Here is a 20,481-nt window from a genome sequence, read left to right as displayed (position 1 = left end):
ATGGAATAAAACATGAAGAGGGTTTTATATTTTTCATTATTAGAATTACGTGAATAATGAAGCTAAAAAAGTGAGAAAGAAGGTGGGTATTCGCCTAAAGTCTAAATAAGAATAATGAAATATTTTTTTAATCGTTCTGTAATATAAAGGTGCTGTGTAGGATTTGTTACCAAATATAGTAAAGAGAATATCTTGGTAAATTGGAAAGATGGTTTCACCTTGTTTCGATCCAAGTTTCAACTTTATTTTATATATAAATCATTTTTTTAGATGTAGTAACCAAATTCATGCACCTCAATACATTGGAAAATGTTTGATCCTTTTAGTTCTTAGCAAAAATACGGATCAATTTCGCATGGATAGGCAACATAAAATATAGATTAGGAGTTTTCGATGCAATTATCACTAAATAGTAAATCATTTGTAATTAAAGGTTTAGCGCTAACGGTCACGGCTTTGATGATGAGCGGAGCACATGCGGCAGCTTCCGATAAGGAAGAAATTCAAAAGCTTCGTCAGGAAGTTGAAGCATTAAAAGCTTTAGTCCAAGAACAACGACAGGTACAACAGCAGCAGCAGGTACAATTAGCGGAAGTTAAGACCCAGCCTCAAGTAACCACGCCTGTTTCTCCATTAGCATCTTTAAAGTCGAAAGCGGGAGCTGACGTAAATCTGTATGGTTTTGTTCGAGGAGATGCCAACTACATTATCGAAGGTGCAGATGATGATTTTAATGCTGTAAGTAAGTCAACAGGTGAGGCGAAAGATAAATTACGGGCCACAGCTAAAACAACACGTCTTGGTTTAGATTTTACCACGCCAGTCGGTGATGCCAAGGTAGGAGGGAGAGTTGAGGTGGACTTCGCGGGCACCAATGAGGCATTACGTATTCGTCATGCATACTTAACTTATGATAACTGGCTCTTTGGCCAAACCACATCAAACTTTCTATCGAGCCATGCGCCTGAAATGATAGACTTCTCTACCAACATTGGTGGTGGTACAAAGCGTCTTCCGCAAGTCCGTTATAACTACAAATTGGGTCCAACCACACAGTTGTTCGTTTCAGCAGAAGAAGGTGATAGCTCAGCAACTGATGATAAAATTAAATATAGATTACCTGTGTTGACAGCTAAAGTGACACAAGCTTATGCAGAAGGTAAAGGTTCTGCTTCAGCACGTGCTTTAGTTGAAAATTATAAATCAGAAAAGGCTGGCGACGATAAAACTGGTTGGGGTATTGCTCTAGGAACTGACTTTAAAGTTGCTGACCCATTGAAGCTTTTTGCTGATGCCTCTTATGTAGTGGGTGATAGCAGTTATCTTTATGGCAGCAACACAGCTTATACCGTAGTAAATGATGATATAGAGCAAAATGAAGTCATCGCTGTACAAGTCGGTGGAACTTATAAAATCTTACCTAACTTGCGTTCAACATTAGCATACGGTGCTCATTTTGCTGATGATGGTACTGACTATGCCAAAGCCAATGTCACAGCCAATGAGAAAGTACAACAAGCTTGGATCAACTTTATTTATACGCCTGCGAAACCAATTGATTTAGGGGTTGAATATATCAATGGTAAGCGTGAAACATTTGAAGGTAAGTCTTTTAAAGATAATCGTGTTGGTTTGATGGCGAAATACAGCTTCTAACACATCCCTATACGCAAGGATAAAAAATCGAGGTTAAGCCTCGATTTTTTATTGATAAAACTCTTCAGAGGTTCTATAGCAAATTAGAGTCTTTTATCTTTAAGTCATTTTTAAGTTTGTTTCAGTAAGGTTTCAACACTCCAAAATTGATTGGTAGAGTGTGACTTTCATGCTGCTGCAAAACCTCAAGATCAAAGCCATTTCTCTACTGACTTTTAACCTTTTGTTGGCAGTTTGGTTGGGATTATTCCTTAATATTAGCTTTTATGAAAGACTTCGATCACTCACACCCTATACAGGGATAAAGGCGAATTTATTTGTTGCCGCCTCTGTTATGGTCGTGATCGCCGTATATAACTTTATCTTGCAGTGGGTGAGTTGGCAGTGGAATGCAAAACTGATTGCGATGATTTTAATCGTAATCGGTGGGTTAGCTTCTTATACGGTAACAAGTTTAGGGGTGTTGATCACTGCCGACCAAATTCAAAATATCATGCAAACTAATTTTGCAGAAGCTCGAGATACATGGTCATGGAGTTTGTTGTTATGGGTCCTAGGAATGATTATTTTTCCTATCACCGCAATGCTTTTGATTCCAATTAAATCTGAACCGATCACGGGTCAAATTTTAAAGAAAGTTGTGGCTTCAGGACTGGCTTTGTTGCTTGTAGCTGGGACACTATTTATTTTTTATGTTGATTTTGCTGCAATTTTTCGTGAGCATCGAGATTTAAAACGTATGCTATCGCCACAAAATATGCTTGCGGCATCTGCTTCTTATTATAAAAAGAAAGCACCACAGCAAAATCTACCTTTGCTTGGTTATGGTGTGGATGCAAAGATTCACGATCAAAATACAGAAAATTTACCTAAATTAATGGTGTTAGTGGTCGGTGAAACTGCGCGTGCTGAAAGTTTCGCTTTAGATGGTTATGCAAGAAATACCAATCCCAAACTTGCTCAGCAAGAGATCATCAATTTTTCCCAAGTGAGCTCTTGCGGTACAGCAACGGCTGTATCTTTGCCATGTATGTTTTCAGGCATGCCTAGAGTGGATTATGATGAGCAACTCGCCAGTCATCGCGAAGGACTATTGGATATCGCTAAGCGAGCGGGTTATCAAGTGGCGTGGATTGATAATAATTCAGGTTGTAAAGGAACCTGTGACCGTGTTGAACAGTTTAAAATACCAGATACGCTTCAACAAAAATGGTGCAAGAATGATGAATGCCTTGATGGAATTTTAGTCGATAGTTTAAAGGTTTATCTAGAAAAAATTTCAGCACAAGATACGCGTCCACGCTTGGTTGTGTTACATCAAATTGGCAGTCATGGCCCTGCGTATTATGAACGTGTACCGAGAGTATTCAGTCAGTTTAAACCAACGTGTGATACCAATGCGATTCAAGGTTGTGATCATGATCAATTGATCAATAGTTATGACAATACGGTGCTCTATACAGATCACATATTGGATGCATTAATAGAAACATTAAAAAATACAACGCAATATCGAAGTGCAATGTGGTATTTATCAGATCATGGTGAGTCCACTGGTGAACATGGTATGTATTTACATGGCGCGCCCTATGCAATCGCACCAACACAACAAACCCATATTCCGATGTTGATGTGGTTTTCTAAATCATGGCAGCAACAGGCAGAAAAACAAGTGCACTGTTTGTTACAACAACAGGATAAAAAACTGAGTCAAGATAACTTATTTCCAACCATGCTGAGTTTATTGGATGTGAAAACCAAAGTGATTGACTCAAACAACAATATGCTAACTGCATGTACCCATCCATAAGGTGAGATGAGCTTATGACCAAGATCTTGATGATCGAAGATGACTTTATGATTGCAGAGTCAACTATAACCTTATTGCAATTCCATCAGTTTGATGTTGAATGGGTCAATAATGGTGTAGATGGTTTGGCTTTGCTCGGAAAGCAAGCTTTTGATTTGGTGTTGCTGGATTTGGGTTTACCTTTGATGGATGGTATGCAAATCCTTAAACAAATTCGTCAACGCACGGCAATGCCCGTGTTGATTATCTCAGCGCGTGATCAACTTCAGTATCGCGTCGATGGTCTAAATCAAGGTGCAGACGATTATCTGATTAAGCCCTATGAGTTTGATGAGTTGTTGGCTCGTATCCATGCTTTATTGCGCCGTGGCAATACTGTCATGAATCAGAATAAGGGTAATATCCAACTTCTTAAAAGTGGTGATCTTGTTCTCGATGTGGAACAGCATTTAGCGATGTTTAAAGGGGAGCAAATCGAACTCTCGAACCGAGAATGGGCGATTCTGATTCCGATGGTGACACATCCTAATAAGATTTTTTCAAAGGCAAATCTAGAAGATAAGTTGTATGATTTTGATAGTGAAGTCACCAGTAATACAATCGAAGTGTATGTTCATCATTTACGTGCAAAGTTGGGTAAAGACTTTATTCGGACAATTCGTGGATTAGGCTATCGACTAGGGCAACCTTAATAATGCTAAAGATATCTAAGCAATTTTCACTGAAAAAAAGACTGATTTGGGGGACTTCACTTTTCAGTCTTTTGCTTGGATGTCTGCTGGTATTTACTGCTTATAAAATTGCATTGTATGAAGTCGATGAGATTCTAGATACGCAAATGCAGTATATGGCGGAACGATCTGTCACGCAGCCGATGACCACGATCGCCAGTAAAGTTGAGTTGCATCGTAGTTATCATGAGGAAGATTTACTGGTTGATATTTGGGCATATAAAGATCATAGCCATTTATCACATCATACCCATTTGCTTATTCCGCCAGTACAACAAGCAGGTTTTTATAGCCAAGAAACCCCTCAAGGTAAATGGCGAGTATATGCGATCCCTTTGAAAGACTATCAAATCCAAGTCAGTCAGCAAGAAAGTGTGCGTAAGAATTTTGCATGGGAATTGGCTGGGAGTATGTTTATTCCCTATGTGTTGCTTTTGCCATTTGCCATCATCATTCTCGCATTTATTATTAGTTTAAGTTTAAAACCTTTGGATGATTTCAAGGCAGAGCTAACACAGCGTGATTCAGATGGCTTAGCTCCGATTGATAGTGGAGAGTATCCACAAGAGTTGATACCGACCATTGAAGAAATGAATCATTTATTTGCACGCATTCAGCATGCTCAAGCTGAACAAAAACAATTTATTGCAGATGCAGCACATGAACTCAGAACTCCTGTGACTGCGTTAAATTTGCAGACGAAAATTCTGATGAGCCAATTACCAGAACAACAGTCTTTACAAAATTTAAGTAAGGGGCTGGCCCGTATTCAGCATTTGGTCACTCAATTACTGGCGTTGGCGAAGCAGGATGTTGGCTTAATGTTGGTCGAACCACATAGCCAATTTCGTTTAAATGATGTTGTATTGGACTGTATCGAACAACTGGTTAGTTTGTCGATGCAAAAAGAAATTGATCTAGGGTTTGAACGCAATGACATTGTGGAGATGCAAAGCCTTGAATCCACAGTACATTCGATTATATTTAATCTGATTGATAACGCGATTAAATACACCCCCAATCAAGGTATTATCAATATTTCTGTATATAGCGACGATAAAGATTTTGCCTGTATTCAAATTGAAGACAGTGGTACAGGTATCGATCCTGAAAAGTATGATGAGGTTCTGAAACGTTTTTATCGTGTCCATCATCATTTGGAAGTGGGTAGTGGCTTAGGATTGTCCATTGTTGATAAAGCTACGCAACGTTTGGGGGGACGTTTAACCTTGGCTCAAAGTAAAGATTTGGGAGGATTATCCGTGACTGTTCGACTTCCCAAAACCCTTGAACGACATACTTAGTATCAGTTCTATAAAACATAAATTAAGTGCTGCTATTTACTTCTGATTGTTCTTTTAAATAGCGTAAAAATAAAACACATTTTTGGATACGTTTTCCATCATTACCGACTTTTTTGATGTTTAAATGAGATATCCAGTTTAGGCGTTTTCCAACTTTACAAATGTCTTTATAGACTTGTGGTTCAGCCAATAATACTTGATAAAGTGTGTGGCTGGCATCATTTAATTGTTCAAATTCAAAATGATAGGCAGTTGAAAATATAAATAATAGCCAGTCGCGAACAAAACAGTCATGTAGACTAAGCACATCTCCAGGATCTGTCTCAAAATCAATAAAACTAAAGTGGTTCTGCTCATCAATTAAAATATTACGCGCAAAAGCTTCACTTAAATAACCTCCTTTAAAATGGATGTTCTGGATTTCTTGTATTGCTTGTTCAAATAACGAAAGTTGTACACTAGGCTTTTTTTTACGGCCTGCGAGAGCTTGATCAAGTTGTTTTACTTTACTTTGACGTTGTATGCTGAGATCTTCTAGTAGAATTCCTTTTTCTGAGATAGCAAGTACATTCGGTGTAGAAATACCAAGTTGTTTGAGTTGATTAATGCGGTTAAATTCACACTGGATTGCTTTGCTACCACCTTGATTTGGAACAGGCATGATTGCGCCCAAATTGAAAATTTTGGCGAGCCATTTCAGGGGCGTGTATAACCATAAGCCATGACGTTCAGATGCTTTCTTTAACCATACTTTACCCGTGCTTAATTCATATGCTTGGATTGAATCTTGTTGAGTCGTAACTGTGGTATCTAAGAATTTTTGAAAGTCATCCATGTGCAGCTATTTATTCCTAAGTCATCATACTCATTTCAATGAGGACTCACTTTATCATATTGTGGCTTAATTACGGAATTGAAATATAGCGATGTGTGATGGCGAAAAGAAAATTAATGGCTTATATTTCAGCATAAAGCAACCAAGTCGGCTGCTTTATGCTTGCGATGAACTTAATGCAAAATTTTATCCAGAAACTGCTGAGCACGCTCGCCGCGTGGTGTACCAAAGAACTCATCTTTGGAACAATCCTCAACAATTTTTCCTTGATCCATGAAAATAATACGATTTGCGACCTGACGAGCAAAACCCATTTCATGGGTAACACACATCATCGTCATCCCTTCCTTGGCAAGTCCAACCATCACGTCAAGCACTTCATTGATCATTTCAGGATCAAGTGCAGATGTAGGTTCATCAAACAACATCGCAATCGGATCCATACTCAACGCACGGGCAATCGCGACACGTTGTTGTTGCCCACCTGAAAGCTGTGCAGGGTATTTATTGGCTTGTGCGCTTAGTCCAACGCGGTCGAGATAAGCCAAACCTTTCTTGTTCGCTTCTGCTTCTGAACGACCTAACACTTTAATCTGAGCAATGGTTAGATTTTCGGTAATACTGAGGTGAGGAAATAATTCAAAGTGTTGAAACACCATTCCGACTCGACTGCGTAATTTGGTCATATCGGTTTTGGAATCATGAATCGGTACACCATCTACAAAAATTTTACCCTGTTGAAATGGCTCAAGACCATTTACAGTTTTAATCAATGTCGATTTTCCTGAACCTGATGGACCGCAAACGACAACCACTTCACCTTGGCAGATTTGAGTAGAACAGTCGGTCAGTACCTGAAATTTTTCATACCACTTACTGACATTTTGGAGGTCTATCATTACTTTATTATCACTCATACACGTAACCTCCTTTGTAAACGTTTCACTGCAAATGTTGCGATGGCACTAACGGTAAAGTACACCAACCCTGCAAATAAAATATATTGGGTGAGTAAGCCCATTAGATCCCCACGGACATAGTTTGTTCTGAAAAAATCCAGTAGACCAATGGCATATACCATGGTGGAATCCTGAAATAGAATAATAGTTTGTTGAAGTAATAGTGGGGTCATTTTTCGAAATGCTTGAGGCAGGATTATCAGACGCATGGACTGACCATAACTCATGCCGAGAGCGGCCGCTGCAGCAACCTGACCTTTTGGAATTGATTGGATACCAGCACGCACAATTTCAGAAAAATAAGCAGCTTCAAATAACATGAACGCCACGATACTAGAGACTAAAGCAGTATCAATGGTCAGATATTTACCTGTGATCGAGGTGTAAATAAACGGTACCGCAAAATAAAACCACATCAGTACCAGCAGCAGGGGAATGGAACGAAAGAGGTTCACATAAGCTTGTGCGATTAGGTTCAAGACTTTAATTGAAGATAAACGCATTAGTGCAAGCAGCGTACCAATAAAAATACCGCCAATTGTGGCAATCACGACCACTTTTATTGTGATGCTGAAACCGTGCCAAAGGGCAGGGCCAGATTGTTGTAAATCATTCAGAAAAGAAGTTAGCCATTCCATACTACTTACCTCCTGAAATTAGACCAGGAATACGCAGACGTTTTTCCAGTAGGTTCATTGCAGAAATCAAGCAGATGTTGATGACGATAAAAATGATGGTGACAATGGTGTAAATTTCGATGGTATTTTGCGTGTATTCACTAATAGTTTTCATCTGTGAAATAATTTCCGCAACCCCGACAAGGGAGGCCACAGAGGTATTTTTTACACAGTTCGTTAACTCTGAACTCAGTGGGGGTAAAATTGTACGGAAAGACTGTGGCAGAATCACATAGCGATACAGTTGTGCCGTAGAAAAGCCCATTGCATAGCCTGCATTGATTTGACCTTGGGGTAAGGCTTCAATGCCCGTTCTTACTTGTTCACAAACACGTGCAGCGGTAAATAGTCCGAGTCCGATACTGGCAGAAATCAATGCGGTGGTATTGGCACCAAGATCACTCATCCACCAGTTTTTAATTGGCGCAGGGAGAAAGTTTGGAAACACATAAAACCAGATAAATAACTGAATGAGTAAAGGTACATTCCTAAACACCGTGACGTAGGCGGTACCTATGGCTCTGGCTGTTTTATTTGGAAGTGTACGCATAATGCCAAGGATACTACCGAGAAGCATGGCAATCGTCCACGCTACTACAGCAATAACCACCAGCCATCCTAGACCCGTTACAACCCAGTTTAAGTAAGTGGTATCGCCCACACCCGTTGATTGCCACAAAACTCCCCAGTTCCAGCTATAAGTCATAATAACTCCTGAGAAGAAGCGGGAGAACATCCATTGTTCCCCGGTTCCGCAATAATATTTTCGATATAAGTGATTGGGTTATTGATCCCGATCATGCGGATTGCTGATTAACGCTTTAAGTTGATCAGACATAGCAAAGTTCAGGTTAATATTTTTAGGTGGAATTGGTTGTTGGAACCATTTTTCGTACATTTGGTTAATTTCACCTGAAGCATAGGTGGCTTTAATGGCATCATCGACCACTTGTTTAAATCCGGTATCACCTTTGCGCAACATACAGCCATAAATTTCTTGGATAGGTGCAGTGCCCACAATGTCCCATTTATTCGGATCTTTGGCTTTTGATTTTTCACCCGCAAGTAAAATGTCATCCATCATGAACGCAACCGCACGGCCATTTTGTAACATCAGGAATGATTCAGCATGATCTTTGGCAGAAATGATTTCACCAATACCCAATTCCTGTTGATGCTGACGGATATAACGTTCTGAGGTCGTACCAGCCGTGGTTACCAATTTTTTGCCCTTAAGGTCGGCAAAATCTTTAATTCCAGAATCTTTGGCTGTTAATAGTCGTGAACCAACTTCAAAGAAACCCACTGAGAAATCAACTTGTTGTTGGCGTTCTTTATTATTGGTGGTGGAACCACATTCCAGATCTACGGTACCGTTTGATACGAGGGGAATACGATTCTGGCTGGTGACAAGGTTATAACGGATTTTCAGATCTGGCATATTCAGTTTTTGCTTAACAGCCTCAACCACTTTCAGCTGTAAATCATGAGCATATCCTACAGGCTGATTTGGATTGCCAGCAATATAAGAAAATGGAATAGAAGAATCGCGATAACCCAGCACGATAGTGCCAGAGCTTTTGATTTTATTTAAGGTACCTGAGGTAGAGACATCACCTTCAGTTGCTTTATCACCTGCGGCTGGGGCTTTATTATCACTACAGGCACTCAGGCCGAACATTAAAGCACTTGCGCAAAGCAAAGAGGTCATGGTGCGTTTAGGTGTCATGTACAAAACTCCTTTTGTATCGTTATGGACGCATTCGTAATTGTTACTATTGAGCGGTCAGTTTTTATGAAAAATAATATCTTTTTTCATGTATAAAAATACATTAGTTTTCATATTAATAGACTTCAATACGGTTGCTCAAGCGATATTTTTTACGGTTTTGTTAAACGTAACTATGGATCAATCACGCAATTTAATAGCGAACGAATTACAGTAAAAATTGCAGGAAAAAGAAAGCATAATACATGCCACAACTTGTATTTTTGGCGAGGATAAATTTCAGCGTAAATTTTAGGATGTAAAACCATAGATGACATTAGAACTAGGTTTCGTTCTAGATGTTATATGTCGTCAAAGATTAAAATAAGCGCCGTGATTGATCGGTAATTCTTTAAATGAATATCGACGTCGAAAAAAAAAGCGGCTAGATCGCCGCTTTAAATAATTGAAAAATTAGAACATTGATTGCTCTGAGTTCGCTGAAATTTTATGAATAGATAGGTCGGCACCGCGAAACTCATCTTCTTGAGATAAGCGAATACCTATAGTGAGCTTCAATAGACCATAGACGATGAAACCACCGATTAAAGCCACACTAATGCCCAATCCTGTACCGATTAATTGTGAAATAAAAGATACACCACCCAAACCGCCAAGTGCTTGTTGGCCAAAAATACCTGCAACGATGGCGCCGAATGCACCGCAAATACCATGTAAAGGCCAAACACCAAGTACATCATCGACTTTAAGTTTATTTTGAGTATAAGTGAAAAAGTACACAAAAATCGCACCTGCACTTGCACCAATCACTAATGCACCAATTGGATGCACAATATCGGAGCCTGCACAGATTGCCACAAGTCCTGCCAACGGGCCATTATGTAAGAAACCCGGGTCATTTTTCCCCATGAAATTGGCTGCCAACGTACCACCCGCCATAGCCATGAGTGAGTTAATGGCGACGAGTCCTGAGATGGCCTCAACACGTTGCGCGCTCATTACATTAAAGCCAAACCAACCCACGATCAAAATCCATGAACCCAAAGCCAGGAAGGGAATAGATGACGGTGGATGAGCACTTACGCGTCCATCTTTATAGCGACCATTTCGTGCACCCAACAACAAGACTGCTGCAAGTGCGATCCAGCCCCCCATCGCATGGACGACGACTGAGCCAGCAAAATCATGGAACGGGGCACCAAACTGATTTTCCAACCATGTTTGTACACCATAATTGCCATTCCAAATCATACCTTCAAAAAATGGGTAGATCAGTGCGACTAATAATAAAGTGGCTAATGCTTGTGAGCGCATCTTCGCGCGTTCTGCGATACCACCTGAAACAATCGCAGGAATCGCTGCGGCAAAGGTGAGCAAGAAGAAGCAACGCATGAGGTCATAGCCATGATTGGCAGATAGTAATTCGCCAGTCACGAGGAAATTTTGACCATAAGCAATCCAGTAGCCGACAAAGAAGTAGGCAATTGCAGAGATACAGAAGTCGGTGAGGATTTTACTAAGTGCATTGACTTGGTTCTTATGGCGTACTGTTCCTAGTTCGAGGAAAGCAAATCCAGCGTGCATAGAGAGGACGAGTACAGCACCAAGTAATAGAAAAAAGATATCTACGTTTTGCATAACATGCTCGATATAAGTGCTAAACCCAATTTTGGTGCAAATAAAACGATCATTTTTTGCACCAAAATGGATTTAATTCATCTAAAAACTAGAGCGATCTATAAAAAGCTCATTTTGATGCACTGAGATATGCAAAAAACGCACCAATTTAGAGGTAATATTTTATTTTTGGTGAAAAGTAGTGCATTTTGGCTTTTGGGTAGAAGCCTAAGCGATTATTTGATATTAAATGGAAAATGAGCATGCATGATGGTGTGACAGAGCTAGATGCTTCTAATTTATAAAGTTCATATCGTACTTAAGTGTAATAACGGGTTTAAAACAAACTGTAAATCATCTTTAATCAATACCAATAAGTTGATTTTTGAAATATCCAAGCACTGCAACATTAAAAGCTGAGTAAAGTAATGAATAGTATTATTCTGGCCCTATTTCCTTTGGTGGCATTGATTGCATCAGGATATCTATTTAAAAAATATCATTTCCTGAGTCAAGATTTTTGGGCAGGTGCAGAAAAGCTAAATTACTATATTTTATTTCCTGCTTTATTATTCAATACCTTATCGACCACAAAGGTGGACTTTCAAAGTCTGAGTACAGCGATATTCGCTATGTTCTTTGTCGTGCTGCTCGTGACGGCTTTTATGTATGTATTGCGAATGTTTTGGAATATTCAGCCTGCTCGTTTTGGTGTACATGTCCAAAGTTTGGTTCGTTTCAATACTTACATTGGTTTAGCGTTGGTTGCTTCTTTATTCCAAAAAGAAGGACTGGCGATTTTGGTGATTTTACTGGCGCTGTGTATTCCATTGGTCAATGTGATTTCAGTGCTGGCTTTAACGTCTAAAGAGCAAATGGCGGTTAAACCTGTTTTGATTGCGTTGCTGAAGAATCCGTTGATTGTTTCTTGTATTGTGGGTGGTGTGGTTAATGTCTTAAATATTCCGATTTGGGATGGTCTTTCTAGTTTGATCAAGCTGTTTTCAGCATCGAGTTTGCCACTGGGTTTGTTATGTGTTGGCGCGGCTTTACAGTTTATGCAGATGAAAAAAGATATTGTGGTGTTAGTTGCCGATACTTTTGCTCGACTTTTGGCTGTACCAGCTTTGGCATTTATGGTCTGTACATGGTTAGGCTTGCCAAGCCTACAAACTCAAATTTTAGTGGTGTTTTTTGCTTTGCCAACGGCTTCTGCTGCTTATATTTTAACGAAAGTCTTGGGTGGGGATAGTCAACTCATGGCAGCGGTGATTAGCTTTCAAACTTTATGTGCGGCTGTAACGCTACCAGTAGTGATTTGGTGGGTATCTTGAACTATAAATCAAGTGACAAGATACTCTTCATGCTTAAACATAAGGATATTATTCTATACTTATAAAGAGTTAATTCCTTATTTGTCTTATTATTCAATTCTTCTTTTCAGGTAGATGAACATGTCCTTTGATCTCAAAGTCAGTTTTAAACAAAGGTCTGAACCATCTGCACAGCAGAAAAAGCTCAATCGTTTGATTGCTCAAATTAAACAGCAAAAAATCAGTCTTGCCACATGGAAAAATGCGCAAGACGAGATTCAACAACATACCCGACAAAAGTTAATGCCAGTGTACCGTGAACTACATGAGGTATTGTTTCTACAATTAGAGCAACTTTGGCAAATGTTGCAATCACATACATTTTCCAAAACTGACTTACAACAACTCGATGAGAAAATCGCACAACTTGCCCGTATGTTGAAACGCTCACAAATGTTGGATGAAGAACAACTCAATCTTGTGAAGCAGATCGATACCTTTTATCAGCAACACGCACAACAATCTGTTAAAAAGCCTAAAAAAGCACAGTCAAAAAAGTTTGAGTATCAAGCATCATCTGAACAGAGCATCGAACAACATGCAGAACAAGCAAGCGAACTAGAAAATGACTTTGAGCAATATGCGGTGGATCAGCAACAGGCAAGAGAAAAAGCCAAGCAGTTATGCCAGCAACAGAAACGTGAACAAGCCGAGCAACTGGCAGCACAGTCACTTAAAACGGTGTATTTAAAAATTGCTGCGATGATTCATCCTGACCGTGAGCAAGATGAAACCAAGAAAGCAGAAAAAACCGAATTGTTCCAACAAGCCAGTCAGGCGTATGAACGGCAGGATTTATTTTATTTGTTGAAACTCCAGTTACAGCTTGAACAGAATAACGGTGTAGGGGTGAAAGAGTTATCTGCGGAGCAAGTGAAGTTTTATAAACTGGCTTTAGATGCGCAAAGTCAGCAGCTTGAAAGTCAAATCGAAGAAATTTTGGATTCTTTTCAGTTGGCGAAAAAGGTAAAAGCCGAGCATGTGCATATCAGTGATGTGTACAAAGCGATTGATGCGGACTGTGCTGAGTTAAAGCAGCAGTTGAAGTGGGAAAAGGAACGTTTAAAGCATATGAAAAAAGTGAGTGGGGTGGAGATGTTGTTGGAGCATGGGGTGCTTTAATGTAATACACCCTCTCCATATAAAAGAGGGTAGAAATCTTTTTTATTAAATAGCCACAGAAGGGAATTTTGGAAAAACTAAATTATAATTATTGAAGATTTATTCTAATATCGTGAATTTAATATTATTTACTTGAAATAAAAGTATTCGGTATACAGGCGGAGTAATATTCAAGCTTTCTATATTCTACTCCCATATCATTATTTTTATTATCTAATAGGTTTCTTTGTATCCAATTGCCAGAATCATCAAATTTGTAGTCTTTAAAACTTACATTCGTATCATTATGAGTATAATTAAGGATTTTCGATAATACAGAATTCTCATATTGATATTCTATTTTTGAATTCTCGCGCATATCTTGTAAGGATGATTTTATCAGACCGTTGTGATTATATAGTTTTTCAATAGGTGGCATGAAATGATATGGAGGAGCATTGGCCAATATGATTTTTTCAAGTTCACCATTTTGAGAGCTAATTTGTATTGTTTGAACTGACATAAGTTGAAGGTTATTGTTTGGGGTATTAGAATAATGTTTGTAAATTTGAGTAGTTGGAGTATATTCTATAGTTACTTTTTTAGATAAAATGTTTGAAGAAATCTTTGGATAATAAGCAATGATTTGAGGTCTATTTTCTTTATCGTAATGAGTAACAGAGCCAATCAAGTAATTATTTCGCTCCATAGCTTGATTATTCGTATATAAATGATGCTTTATAAGTTTGGAAGATTTTTTATCGAATTCCCACTCTTGTCCAAAAGATCCCATTGATGGGGAATCAATTTGTCTTAATACTCCGTTGGGTAAAAAGTAAATTTGTACTTCGTCAAACTTAAAAGGACTAAATTTTTGTTTAGTCCAAGTATTTAAGCTTTTTATATTACCTTTTAAATATAAATCATTTTTATTAAGGATTAACTTTTCAGGTATCTCAATTTGGGCATGAACTTGTTTTGTTACGAAAAGAGCTATAATAAATAGGCCATTAAATATTATTTTCAATTTTATATTCCTTAAATTATAAATAAAAGGGCTGAATAATCAGCCCTTTATACAACAGATTTGATTAAATATGCAACACCTTAAAGCGCAGCAATCTGCTCCATACTTTGCTTAATTTTCGCTAACTGATTAGCAAACTCAGCCAATTTCACTTTTTCACCTTCAACTACGGCTGCTGGTGCTTTAGCGACAAAACCTTCGTTAGAAAGTTTATTGGCAATTTGATCATGTTGCTTTTGAACCTTATCCAAGTCCTTCTGCAAACGGCCCAATTCAGCTTTAGGATCAATCAAGCCTTTCATCGGTACAAATACAGATGCATGGCTTACAACGCTAGAGCATGAAAGAGGTGGCTCTTGCTCATTGGTCAAGAACTCAATGCTTTCAACTTTCGCGAGTGCTTTGAACAATGCTTCGATACGGATGATTTGCTCACGCTCTGCATCAGAAATGTTCTTGAGCAATACAGGCAATAAACGTGCATTACCTAAGCCCATTTCACCACGGATGTTACGTACTGCACCGATCAAACCTTGTAACCACTGCATATCTGCTTCAGCTTGATCATTGATCTTCGCTTGATCAGGAACAGGGTATTGTGCAGTCATAATCGTTGCACCACCTTTGCCTAACATCGGCGCAAGGGTTTGCCAGATTTCTTCTGTCAAATACGGCATGAGTGGATGTGCCAAACGTAGTGAAGATTCCATCACTGCAAGCAATACACGACGAACCTCAGCTTTACGCTCTTCAGATACATTCGCATCATTGAGAACAGGCTTAGTTAACTCAACGTACCAGTCGCAGTATTCATTCCAAATAAAGTCATAGATTGCTTGTGCTGCTAGGTCTAAACGATATGTTGCAAACGCTTGATGCACCGCAGCTTCTGCTTTTTGCAAACGGCTGATGATCCACTGTTCTGGAAGTTCCCAAAGATCAGGACGCGCTTCTTGACCAACTGTTTGACCTTCAACATTCATCAGGACGAAACGTGTTGCATTCCAAATCTTGTTACAGAAGTTACGATAGCCTTCAACACGCTTTAAGTCGAACTTAATGTCACGACCTGTATTTGCAAGTGCGCAGAAGGTGAAACGTACTGCATCCGTACCATAAGCATTGATGCCGTCTGGGAATTCTTTGCGCGTTGATTTCTCAATTTTCGCAGCATCTTTCGGATTCATTAAGCCCGTTGTACGTTTCGCAACAAGACTTTCTAAATCAATACCGTCGATCAAATCTAATGGATCAAGGACGTTCCCTTTAGACTTCGACATTTTTTGACCTTCACCATCGCGTACTAAGCCGTGAACGTAAACCGTCTTGAATGGAACTTGTGATGAACCATCTTCATTCTTCATAAAGTGCATGGTCATCATGATCATGCGCGCAACCCAGAAGAAGATAATGTCAAAACCAGTCACCAACACATCTGTTGGATGGAAGGTTTTAAGGAAATCATTCGCTGCATCTTTTTGTGCGTCGCCAGTCCAACCCAAAGTTGAGAATGTCCAAAGCGCAGATGAGAACCATGTGTCCAAAACGTCTTCGTCTTGTTTCAGCTCTACATCAGCAGCGATGTTGTTTTTGCTACGAACTTCTTCTTCGTTGCGACCCACGTAGATGTTGCCATCGAGATCATACCAAGCAGGGATACGGTGACCCCACCAGAGTTGACGAGAGATACACCAGTCTTGAATATCACGCATCCAAGACATATACATGTTGGTGTATTGCTCAGGAACAAACTTGATACGACCATCTTGAACCGCTTCAATTGCAGGTTCAGCAAGTGGTGCAATTTTCACATACCATTGGTCTGTCAATAATGGTTCAACGATCACACCTGAACGGTCACCACGTGGTGCTTTTAAGTCATAAGGTTGGATTTGATCTAACCAGCCTTCAGCTTCCGCTTGTTCAACCAATTTTTTACGCGCCGCAAAACGCTCTAAACCGATATAGTCTGCAGGGGCAGGAAGCAGTTGTGAAATTTGCTCACCCGCTTTAGCGATGTATTCAAACTCGGCCAAAACTTCTGCATTTTTGTTGAAGATATTGATAATCGCTAGACCACAACGTTTACCTACTTCATAGTCATTGAAGTCATGCGCAGGTGTGATCTTTACACAGCCTGTACCGAAGTCTTTTTCAACGTATTCATCAGCAACAACAGGAACTAAACGACCTGTGATCGGTAGAACAATGTTTTTACCAATGAGGTGTGCATAGCGTTCATCTTCAGGATGTACTGCAACGGCAGTATCGCCCAATAATGTTTCAGGACGTGTCGTTGCAACCACAAGGTAGTCATTGCCATCTTTGGTTTTTAGCGATTTATCTTCAAAGAAATATTTAAAGTGCCACAAAGAGCCTTTTTCTTCTTTGCTTTCAACTTCAAGATCAGAAAGGGCTGTTTGTAGTTTTGGATCCCAGTTCACCAAACGCTTACCACGATAGATCAAACCATCTTCGTGAAGTTTAACAAACACTTCTTTCACCGCATTGGATAAACCTTCATCCATCGTGAAGCGTTCACGTGACCAGTCGACTGATGAGCCTAGACGACGGATTTGACGCGTAATCGTTCCGCCTGATTGTTCTTTCCATTCCCAAACTTTGTCGATGAACTTTTCACGACCCAAGTCATGGCGGTTAATCCCTTGTAGGCCCAGTTGACGCTCGACGACCATCTGCGTTGCAATCCCCGCATGGTCAGTTCCTGGTTGCCATAAGGTATTTTTACCCATCATACGGTTATAACGGGTGAGGGCATCCATAATGGCATTGTTAAAGCCATGACCCATGTGCAAGCTACCCGTGACGTTTGGTGGTGGAATCATGATACAGAATGATTCACCTTGACCTGACGGTTTGAAATAACCCTGTTGTTCCCAGATTTGATACCATTTTTTCTCGATCTCGGTTGGGTCGTAAGTCGTTGCGATATTTTGAGCAGATTGAGCGTCAGTCATAGTACAGAAGATCAAAAATGAATAAAAAATTGCATCTATTGTAGCAAAAATCTATCGAATCTGTTGGCATTTCACCGCTGGCAAAGCGTATCTGCTTAAATAACTTTACAAAGTTTAAATAAGCCGACGAAATGCGTTGGTTTTTTGATAATAAAAAGTTAAATTTATGTATATTGGATCACATAATTAAATAATGCTGATGCATAAAACAACAAAATAACAATGCTAAAACTAAGAAAAGGATGATTTCAATGAGCTATTCAATCCTATTAAAAATTAATACAACGACCTATAGCCAGTTTGAGGCGATACGCCAACAATTAAATACAGGGAGTGATGAAAACCAATCGCGTGTGTTGGGGGAAGTGCTATCTGATATCGCTTGCGATATTGTGGAGCAGGTTTTTTCAGTGCTGTTGATTCAAAATCGAAAACTAACCCATTTAACCCAAAAATATACAGGTGAATCTGAAAAAATCATTCAGCAAATTATCGCTGCGGTTCGTAAATACATGCCGTGGTCGATTGCATTGTTTGGCAATGAGCGTTTATGTCCATTCGTCAATTACTTTTCCAATATGATTAAGTATCATGATGAGCAAGTGTATGTATCGTATCCGATTGACCATCATTTGGTACAACAAGCACATGCTTTGGTCGAGCAATTAAAAAACAATGAGATTCAAGATATGATGGATGTGTTTCAAACACTGATTCAAATCGTAGATTTGGGAGTGACCAATCTGATTCGTGAACCGAAAAAATGTCTCAATTTTAATCGTGTCGTGGATAAAACACTGAATGGTGTGATCAATCTCACTGCAAATCTAAGTTATAAACGACTCGAAAAAATGGGTGAGCAAGTGGATGCGGGGGCGGCTACAGCATGTGTTAACCATTTTTTGGCATTTATGCATACAGAACCGAATTAGGTTGTGCTACATTCATGAAGTAAAAGCCAGAATGATAGAATAGATTTTTACTTTAAAATTTGAAAAAGGCTTGTTTTGACAAGTCTTTTTTTATTTATAGAACTCAAAAATTAAGGTTGTGAGGATGAAGACCGCTGTTTATTTAAGTATTCATGCAGATACTTATGCAAGGTTTGCGCATATTCGAACGCAATTATTGCAAGGGAATAAAGAAAGTCAGGCCAATGCGTTGGGTAATGTATTGTCTGAAATGGCTTGTGAAGTGATTGAACAGGTTTTTATGGTGCTACTACAAGAAAACCAGGATCACTCAAGAACAGGTGAATCTGAAAAAGTAATTCAGCAAATTTTAGAAGCGATTCGCAAATATATGCCTTGGTCAGTTTCTTTTTTTGGAAATGATCGACTGATTCCCTTGGTTGAATATTTATCCAAAACTTTGCAAATCGAAGATGATCATATATACATGACTTATCCTGTAGAGCCGCAACTCGCTCAGCAAGTTACAGCATCTGCACAAAAGTTAGCTGCAGGTAATCAGCAGGAAATCCAGCACGCACTTAAGCTTTTAACAGAGGTGATTGATGTTGGGGTAACCCACCTGATTCGAGAACCGAAAAAATGTTTAAAATTTAACTTTGTAGTCGATAAAACCTTAAATGGCGTGATCAATATGACAACGCATCTTGGTTACAAGCGCTTAGAAAAGTTAGGCACTCAACTTGATCAACAGATGGCATCGACTTATGTGGATTATTTTCTAAAGTTTATGCGCCAGCAAGCATAGGTAGGGAAGAAATATGGCAAAGCTAAAGAGTCTTGAAAATAAAATAGTTTGGATTACAGGTGCATCTTCTGGCTTGGGCAAAGCTTTGGCTCGTGAATGTGCATTACAAGGTGCACAAGTGGTCTTAACTTCACGCCGTTATGATGAACTGGAGTCAGTGCGTGTCGGTTTGTTTAAGCCAGAACAACATATTTCTATTGCTGCAGATATTACCGATGAATCACAAGTTCGCCATGCGTATGAGCAAGTATTGGCATGTAAAGGGCGCATCGACTGGTTGATCAATAATGCAGGCTTAAGTCAGCGTGCATTGATTCAAGATACAACGATGCAAACTGAACGTGCCATCATGGAAGTGGATTATTTCTCACAAGTGTTTCTAACTAAAACGGTACTTCCGACTTTCTTGAAACAGAAATCTGGTCGAGTGATATTTGTTTCGAGTGTTGCGGGGCTATTGGGAACTCAATACCGCGCGAGCTATTCTGCCGCGAAAGGCGCTATTCATATGTGGGCGAATAGTTTGCGTGCCGAAGTTGCAAAAGAAGGAGTTGAAGTTTCTGTGGTATTCCCAGGTTTTGTCAAAACCAATGTTTCTTTTAATGCCTTAAATGGAGAAGGAAAGCCACAAGGCTACCAAGATGAAGCGATTGAAAATGGATTAGATGCCGATATTTTTGCAGAACGTGTAGTTGCCTCATTGATGTCGGGAGAGGAATATATTGTTGTGGGAGGTAAAAAAGAGCAACTCGGTGTGCTTGTATCTCGTTTATCACCAAGTTTGTTATACAAAATGATCCGCAAGAGTAAAGTGAAGTAGTAGATAGAATAGGCGAAAAAATGAAAGGTGATTCTAACGAGACACATTCACTCACGAAAAAGCGTGTATCACTTCTCTCAATCATTCTTTATCTGTTATTTGCAGTTCCGGTGAGTATTTTTATTGCTGGGTTGGTTGCTCTGTT

Annotated in this window: 17 protein-coding genes; 9 read left to right on the top strand and 8 right to left on the bottom strand. The window is 39.4% G+C overall.

Annotation, left to right across the window (positions count from 1 at the left end; translation table 11 throughout):
* The first annotated feature begins 393 nt into the window (after positions 1–393).
* The 4 genes from DK207_RS12220 (at position 394) to DK207_RS12205 (ending at position 5,501) form a co-directional block, all read left to right on the top strand.
* Entirely contained in the window at positions 394–1,656 is a 1,263-nt protein-coding gene (locus DK207_RS12220) for a DcaP family trimeric outer membrane transporter (RefSeq protein WP_005083085.1), read from the top strand.
* 169 nt (positions 1,657–1,825) lie between these two features.
* A complete protein-coding gene (locus DK207_RS12215; RefSeq protein ID WP_109441425.1) occupies positions 1,826–3,466 on the top strand; it encodes a phosphoethanolamine transferase in 1,641 nt (546 codons plus the stop codon).
* 14 nt (positions 3,467–3,480) lie between these two features.
* Positions 3,481–4,158, top strand: coding sequence for a response regulator transcription factor (locus DK207_RS12210; RefSeq protein ID WP_109441424.1), 678 nt, complete (start codon positions 3,481–3,483; stop codon positions 4,156–4,158).
* Between the two features lie 2 nt (positions 4,159–4,160).
* Complete coding sequence (locus DK207_RS12205) at positions 4,161–5,501, top strand: sensor histidine kinase (RefSeq protein ID WP_109441423.1); 1,341 nt, start codon at positions 4,161–4,163, stop codon at positions 5,499–5,501.
* Between the two features lie 22 nt (positions 5,502–5,523).
* Here DK207_RS12205 and DK207_RS12200 read toward each other — a convergent pair whose 3' ends face one another.
* From DK207_RS12200 to DK207_RS12175, 6 genes are all read right to left on the bottom strand, one after another.
* A complete protein-coding gene (locus tag DK207_RS12200) occupies positions 5,524–6,336 on the bottom strand; it encodes a lipopolysaccharide kinase InaA family protein (RefSeq protein WP_109441422.1) in 813 nt (270 codons plus the stop codon).
* Positions 6,337–6,509: 173 nt separating this feature from the next.
* Positions 6,510–7,235 carry an amino acid ABC transporter ATP-binding protein gene (locus DK207_RS12195; protein ID WP_171293683.1) on the bottom strand — a complete coding sequence of 242 codons (726 nt, stop codon included), beginning with the start codon at positions 7,233–7,235 and terminating at the stop codon, positions 6,510–6,512.
* Positions 7,236–7,249: 14 nt separating this feature from the next.
* Positions 7,250–7,933: an ABC transporter permease subunit gene (locus DK207_RS12190; protein WP_004640466.1), complete on the bottom strand. Its 684-nt coding sequence runs from the start codon at positions 7,931–7,933 to the stop codon at positions 7,250–7,252.
* A gap of 1 nt (position 7,934) precedes the next feature.
* Complete coding sequence (locus DK207_RS12185) at positions 7,935–8,678, bottom strand: amino acid ABC transporter permease (protein ID WP_109441420.1); 744 nt, start codon at positions 8,676–8,678, stop codon at positions 7,935–7,937.
* Between the two features lie 78 nt (positions 8,679–8,756).
* Positions 8,757–9,701, bottom strand: coding sequence for a transporter substrate-binding domain-containing protein (locus tag DK207_RS12180; protein ID WP_109441419.1), 945 nt, complete (start codon positions 9,699–9,701; stop codon positions 8,757–8,759).
* 453 nt (positions 9,702–10,154) lie between these two features.
* Positions 10,155–11,339 (bottom strand): ammonium transporter, encoded by a 1,185-nt coding sequence (locus DK207_RS12175; protein ID WP_109441418.1) that lies wholly within the window; start codon positions 11,337–11,339, stop codon positions 10,155–10,157.
* 407 nt (positions 11,340–11,746) lie between these two features.
* Here DK207_RS12175 and DK207_RS12170 point away from each other — a divergent pair, with 407 nt between their 5' ends.
* Together DK207_RS12170 and DK207_RS12165 are read left to right on the top strand one after the other, a co-directional pair.
* Entirely contained in the window at positions 11,747–12,652 is a 906-nt protein-coding gene (locus DK207_RS12170) for an AEC family transporter (protein WP_109441417.1), read from the top strand.
* A 120-nt stretch (positions 12,653–12,772) separates the two neighbouring features.
* Positions 12,773–13,813, top strand: a complete 1,041-nt coding sequence (locus DK207_RS12165) for a molecular chaperone DnaJ (RefSeq protein WP_109441416.1) — start codon at positions 12,773–12,775, stop codon at positions 13,811–13,813.
* Between the two features lie 124 nt (positions 13,814–13,937).
* Here DK207_RS12165 and DK207_RS12160 read toward each other — a convergent pair whose 3' ends face one another.
* Together DK207_RS12160 and DK207_RS12155 are read right to left on the bottom strand one after the other, a co-directional pair.
* Positions 13,938–14,819, bottom strand: a complete 882-nt coding sequence (locus DK207_RS12160; RefSeq protein ID WP_109441415.1) for a hypothetical protein — start codon at positions 14,817–14,819, stop codon at positions 13,938–13,940.
* A gap of 80 nt (positions 14,820–14,899) precedes the next feature.
* A complete protein-coding gene (locus DK207_RS12155; protein ID WP_109441414.1) occupies positions 14,900–17,797 on the bottom strand; it encodes a valine--tRNA ligase in 2,898 nt (965 codons plus the stop codon).
* 251 nt (positions 17,798–18,048) lie between these two features.
* On the opposite strand from DK207_RS12155, the gene DK207_RS12150 reads away from it, so the two are divergent.
* The 3 genes from DK207_RS12150 to DK207_RS12140 all read left to right on the top strand — a co-directional run bounded on the left by DK207_RS12150 (position 18,049) and on the right by DK207_RS12140 (position 20,336).
* Positions 18,049–18,729 (top strand): hypothetical protein, encoded by a 681-nt coding sequence (locus tag DK207_RS12150; RefSeq protein ID WP_109441413.1) that lies wholly within the window; start codon positions 18,049–18,051, stop codon positions 18,727–18,729.
* A 124-nt stretch (positions 18,730–18,853) separates the two neighbouring features.
* Positions 18,854–19,516: a hypothetical protein gene (locus DK207_RS12145; RefSeq protein ID WP_109441412.1), complete on the top strand. Its 663-nt coding sequence runs from the start codon at positions 18,854–18,856 to the stop codon at positions 19,514–19,516.
* Positions 19,517–19,529: 13 nt separating this feature from the next.
* The gene (locus DK207_RS12140) at positions 19,530–20,336 is read left to right on the top strand and encodes an SDR family NAD(P)-dependent oxidoreductase (protein ID WP_109441411.1); all 807 of its coding nucleotides are present in this window, start codon (positions 19,530–19,532) and stop codon (positions 20,334–20,336) included.
* Positions 20,337–20,481: the final 145 nt, after the last annotated feature.

The organism is Acinetobacter haemolyticus, from assembly GCF_900406815.1.
Lineage (GTDB): Bacteria > Pseudomonadota > Gammaproteobacteria > Pseudomonadales > Moraxellaceae > Acinetobacter > Acinetobacter haemolyticus_A.
Note: the sequence above shows the minus strand (reverse complement) of the source record. Positions and strands in the feature narration are given on the sequence as shown.

Coding starts and splice junctions, on each gene's coding strand:
- DK207_RS12220 (WP_005083085.1), top strand. CDS start 394: ATGCAATTATCACTAAATAGTAAATCATTTGTAATTAAAGGTTTAGCG.
- DK207_RS12215 (WP_109441425.1), top strand. CDS start 1,826: ATGCTGCTGCAAAACCTCAAGATCAAAGCCATTTCTCTACTGACTTTT.
- DK207_RS12210 (WP_109441424.1), top strand. CDS start 3,481: ATGACCAAGATCTTGATGATCGAAGATGACTTTATGATTGCAGAGTCA.
- DK207_RS12205 (WP_109441423.1), top strand. CDS start 4,161: ATGCTAAAGATATCTAAGCAATTTTCACTGAAAAAAAGACTGATTTGG.
- DK207_RS12200 (WP_109441422.1), bottom strand. CDS start 6,336: ATGGATGACTTTCAAAAATTCTTAGATACCACAGTTACGACTCAACAA.
- DK207_RS12195 (WP_171293683.1), bottom strand. CDS start 7,235: ATGATAGACCTCCAAAATGTCAGTAAGTGGTATGAAAAATTTCAGGTA.
- DK207_RS12190 (WP_004640466.1), bottom strand. CDS start 7,933: ATGGAATGGCTAACTTCTTTTCTGAATGATTTACAACAATCTGGCCCT.
- DK207_RS12185 (WP_109441420.1), bottom strand. CDS start 8,678: ATGACTTATAGCTGGAACTGGGGAGTTTTGTGGCAATCAACGGGTGTG.
- DK207_RS12180 (WP_109441419.1), bottom strand. CDS start 9,701: ATGACACCTAAACGCACCATGACCTCTTTGCTTTGCGCAAGTGCTTTA.
- DK207_RS12175 (WP_109441418.1), bottom strand. CDS start 11,339: ATGCAAAACGTAGATATCTTTTTTCTATTACTTGGTGCTGTACTCGTC.
- DK207_RS12170 (WP_109441417.1), top strand. CDS start 11,747: ATGAATAGTATTATTCTGGCCCTATTTCCTTTGGTGGCATTGATTGCA.
- DK207_RS12165 (WP_109441416.1), top strand. CDS start 12,773: ATGTCCTTTGATCTCAAAGTCAGTTTTAAACAAAGGTCTGAACCATCT.
- DK207_RS12155 (WP_109441414.1), bottom strand. CDS start 17,797: ATGACTGACGCTCAATCTGCTCAAAATATCGCAACGACTTACGACCCA.
- DK207_RS12150 (WP_109441413.1), top strand. CDS start 18,049: ATGAGCTATTCAATCCTATTAAAAATTAATACAACGACCTATAGCCAG.
- DK207_RS12145 (WP_109441412.1), top strand. CDS start 18,854: ATGAAGACCGCTGTTTATTTAAGTATTCATGCAGATACTTATGCAAGG.
- DK207_RS12140 (WP_109441411.1), top strand. CDS start 19,530: ATGGCAAAGCTAAAGAGTCTTGAAAATAAAATAGTTTGGATTACAGGT.